The sequence below is a fragment of the Bacillus sp. JJ1503 genome, from assembly GCF_036965125.1.
In the GTDB taxonomy this organism is placed as follows: Bacteria; Bacillota; Bacilli; order Bacillales; family Cytobacillaceae; genus Cytobacillus.
The window spans coordinates 269-4,623 of the sequence record NZ_JBALOZ010000232.1; the positions used below are offsets into that span (position 1 = coordinate 269).

The 4,355-nt window shown below is 35.9% G+C and carries 4 protein-coding genes and 1 riboswitch; of the genes, 1 reads left to right on the forward strand and 3 read right to left on the reverse strand.

Features of this window, described 5'->3' with window-relative positions; all coding sequences use genetic code 11:
* Window positions 1-1,378: o-succinylbenzoate--CoA ligase (locus tag V7149_RS17235; protein ID WP_335346839.1), on the reverse strand; the 1,378-nt coding region annotated here is incomplete at its 3' end.
* Between the two features lie 18 nt (window positions 1,379-1,396).
* Entirely contained in the window at window positions 1,397-1,999 is a 603-nt protein-coding gene (locus V7149_RS17240; protein ID WP_335346840.1) for a TetR/AcrR family transcriptional regulator, read from the reverse strand.
* A 478-nt stretch (window positions 2,000-2,477) separates the two neighbouring features.
* Between V7149_RS17240 and V7149_RS17245 the strand changes: the two genes are divergently transcribed.
* A complete protein-coding gene (locus tag V7149_RS17245) occupies window positions 2,478-2,999 on the forward strand; it encodes a cupin domain-containing protein (RefSeq protein ID WP_335346841.1) in 522 nt (173 codons plus the stop codon).
* A gap of 49 nt (window positions 3,000-3,048) precedes the next feature.
* On the opposite strand, the gene V7149_RS17250 is transcribed toward V7149_RS17245, so the two are convergent.
* Complete coding sequence (locus V7149_RS17250) at window positions 3,049-3,897, reverse strand: MBL fold metallo-hydrolase (protein WP_335346842.1); 849 nt, start codon at window positions 3,895-3,897, stop codon at window positions 3,049-3,051.
* A gap of 371 nt (window positions 3,898-4,268) precedes the next feature.
* Window positions 4,269-4,355: riboswitch (purine riboswitch) on the forward strand.

Below are 4,355 nucleotides of genomic sequence, written 5' to 3' on the forward strand. Positions count from 1 at the left end.
ATTTATTGCAGTATTCGATAATTTCCTCTTGGGTTAGTAAACTTTCTTTCTTTTTTACTACAAAAGCTGCAGCTGCTTCCCCCCACTTAGGATCCAGAACGCCTACAACAGCTACCTCAACTACATCTGATATTTGTCCAATTACCTGTTCTACTTCAAGAGGATAAATATTTTCCCCGCCTGAAATAATCATATCTTTTCTTCTGCCTGCTATATATAAGAAGCCTTCGTCATCAACTATTGCCAAATCTCCAGTGTAAAGCCATCCATCACGAATTGTCTCATCTGTTGCTTCTGGTTTATTCCAATACTCTTTCATCACATTAGGGCCACGTACGACTAATTCACCAATCTCCCCAGCACCAACAACAGCCCCCTCGGAATCTACAAGTTTATAATCACAATAAAGAACTGGCTTTCCAATTGACCCAATTTTTCGTTTGGCATCTTCCCGAGAAAGCATAAACACAGTTGGCGATGTTTCAGTCATCCCAAACCCTTGCCCAAATAATAATCCCTTTTCTAAAAACGCTCGGATAAGTTCATGAGGACATGGGGCACCCCCATTATAAAACCAGCGAACAGATTGTAAATTCGTTGTTTCAAAAGTCGGACAAGTTAACAACGCTTGATGTATAGCAGGTACTCCCATGACAATGGTAGCTTTATGTTTTTCAATCATGGAAAGAGCTTTAAAAGGTTCAAACTTATCAGGAATAATAATTGTCCCACCCGCAAATAAAGTTGGAAAAGCAAACAAACCAATTCCACCAATATGAAAGAGTGGAAGCAAAACCAGCGAACGGTCAATTGACGATAAATCAATTGAAAGCATGTTATTAATCGCATTCCAAAACATATTTTTTTGTGTTAATACCGCCCCCTTTGGTTTCCCAGTTGTTCCCGAAGTATAACAAATAATATAGGAAGCGTTTTCATTGATAGGATCAAATATTTCATTTGGATGATTTTGTAAACTCTTTACTTTTTCAATTTCAATTACTTCTTCGATCCCAGTTTCCCCTTGAAGTAAAAGTGATAATTCTTGAAACGGCTTTTCTACAATTAATAGTTTTGTTCCACTATCTTTTAGCTGATAGTTAAGTTCACTTTCGGTTAATCGAATATTCAGAGGGACAGCGATGCATTCAATTTTCGCGATCGCGAATAACAAGATGATATACTCATCTCTATTTTGCGACAGTATGGCAATGCGATCCCCCGTCTCTACTCGAAGCTCTCTTTTTAAAAAAGAAGCGGTTGCATTTATCTGCTGCTCCAGTTCTTTGTAAGTGATCTGTACATGTTCTGTGATGATGGCAATGCGATCCGGATTGATGCTTGCTCGTTTTTCTATCCAATAGGCAATGCCTTCCATAAGGATCCCCTTCCTCTATTATTTTTTTAAACCTTTAAAAATCAGTGTCATTGCAGCATCAAATGCCTCCTCAGGAACATCTTTCCCTTCCCAGAACACCCAGCGCATACCAAGAAATTGACCAATAGACATTAAACAATAAGCAACCGTTTCCTTGTCAATTTCTTTAAATTCCCCAGCATTTATCCCCTCTGACAAGCTTTTTAAAAATCCAGCTGCAAGTTTGTCGTAATACCACCGGTACAGCTCTTGGTCCACTACTACCGCCTGCTGAACGATACTGTATAAATTACGACGATCTTTCACCCAATTAAAAAATGCTTGAAATCCTTTTCGCTGTGCCTCTTCATAGCTAGCTGCATTAGCCATTTCCTCCTTTATCGCTAAGCGCAACTCGCGGCTATACATGCGAATTAACTCATCATATATGTCCTTTTTAGATGGGAAATAATTATAAAATGTTCCCTGTCCTACCTTTGCTTCTTGTGCAATATTCACAATAGATGCTTCATAATAACCTTTTTGTCCAAATACCTCTTCTGCAGCTCGTAAAAGTTTTTCTCTCGTTTCCAATCCTTTTTGTGTCAAAACCTTTTCCTCAGCTATCACTTTTTCTGACATATGAATCACCTCTCAGGTTTGATTATATAATCAAATATCAGAATAATGCAACAATAAGTTTTGAATCGCTGAGTAAATAATTTTAGAGAGGTTATTAGACAATAAGTTTTAATAAAGATAATGGTTTAGGATGCTTTCACCGGTGTATTAGAGTTTCTGTTATATAAGTTCCACTGCATCAATTATCAGGCATTTAAATCGGAGAAAGTCATTGCTATGCATTTAGTAGCCTTTTAAATGGCATGAACACCGAGATTTTTTATCATATTAAAATAACTTTATTAGTGGGATATTTTTTGATATAATTCACTAGTTCATTTTAAAACCACTAGTTTTACTCATATAGTCACAGGGATAGGGTCTGCAAGCTTGGTTATTGCTAATCAGCAGGATTCTTGATTCTAGTTTAACTGCGATGGTCGTAGGATTATTTGTTTGGTAAGCTGTAGGGATTTGAATTATTTGGAGGTATTTTACTTTGAACAATCGTGATGCACAATATTTTGTATCGAAACTTGGACTAGAACCACATCCAGAAGGCGGATATTATAAAAGAACATTTGAATCGAATGAAAAAACTTCTGATCAAGAATTAACAGTGAATTTTGAAGGAAAACGAAAGCTTTATACGAGTATTTACTTTTTATTAACTTCTAATGACGTATCCCATTTTCATCGGTTAAAATCGGATGAGCTATGGTATTATCATGCTGGCAGTTCATTAACGATTCATATTATTCACGAAAACGGAGAATATGAAGAGATTAAATTAGGATTAAATTTGGATAAAGGAGAAGTCCCTCAAGCTTTAGTTCCGAAAAATGCTATTTTCGGATCGTCTGTTATGGAAGAAGATACCTTCTCCTTAGTAGGCTGTATGGTTTCTCCAGGTTTTGAATTTCAGGACTTTGAATTGTTTACACAAGACGACCTTTTGCCAAAATATCCTGCTTATAAAGATATAATTAAGAAGTTAGCATATAAAACAATTCCTGAGTAAAAAACATGACCCCCAGTAAGATACTTACTGGGGGTCAATGTCATTGCTTCTACTTTTTCTTTTGATTGCCACTTACAAAGTTTTGTATAAACTCAAGCTGCTCTTCGTTTGGCTTTGTTCCTCGAACCTCGTTAAACTTAGTAACAGCATTATCAAGAGATGTCTCTTCACTTACAATTTCCCCTATATGAACGAGATCATCCAAGAAGCTCCACATTTCTTCATTTGTTTTCGGATCTTGATGTCCAGTCACATAGGTATCGACATCATATTTTTTGATTTTTTCTAATAAAATGGTGAGTTCGTTCAGATCATAGCTCCATTCGCCACTATAAAAATCTTGATAGATGCAATCTCCTAGAAACATCACTTTTTCATTAGGAATATAAATAATGGAAGAATCCTGTGCATGGACGCCTCCAACATGTTCAACTACACAAGTTACCCCGCCCAAATCCATTTCAAACTTATCACTAAATGTTAAATCTGGCACCTGCAGTTCTAAATGATCCCGTGTAGGCATTTCACGCTTAATCATCTCACTGCAAAATTCTATTTCTTCACCAGTCTCTACTCGTGCATCTAATGAAGCATCATCCCATTTTAGAGTTTTCAAATATTCTACTTTTTCTTTTGTTTGCTCATGGCTAATCGTTAATAACCCCATCGTTTTTATGCCAAAGATATGATCCCAATGCCAATGTGTAATAACAACGAACTTGACCGGCGGGATATCCATTTTTTCGACTAAATTGAGAAAATCCTTTGCATGTGCAGGCGAATTCCCTGAATCAACGACCACGCTAAAGTCATCCCCACAAATTAAACCTAATGCCGGACGATCCGTTTCCGAATAATGCGGCATATAATACACTTTATTTGTTAGTTTTTTCAGCATTTAAGTACCTACTCTCGTGTTTTTTATTATTTTAGCATAACTAATTCAAATCTTATGCATCAGAAAAATGTATAGAATTCATTTTTCCAAAATAAAAAAGGAGGAAAGCTCCTATCGTGGCTTCCCCCTTTTCAAATCCGTCTATCCCCTAAATTGAATCAGTGCAACATGTTTCGAAAAAAACTTCACGAGACTAATTAAAAAAAGGCTTGGAGTTCATATTTACTACATACCTTTTTATTATATGGATAAAGGCTTGTGGTTATAATGGACACGAGGAATTTACACTAAAGATAATTTTTATGCTATTCATATATCAAAATTTTACACTTGATAAATAAAATAAAGAGTAGTAAAATTATCAAGTTGATTATATTAAACTATATATTACCTGTATAACTTCTAGAATATGGCTAGAGGGTCTCTACCAGGAACCATGAAAATCCTGACTACAGAAA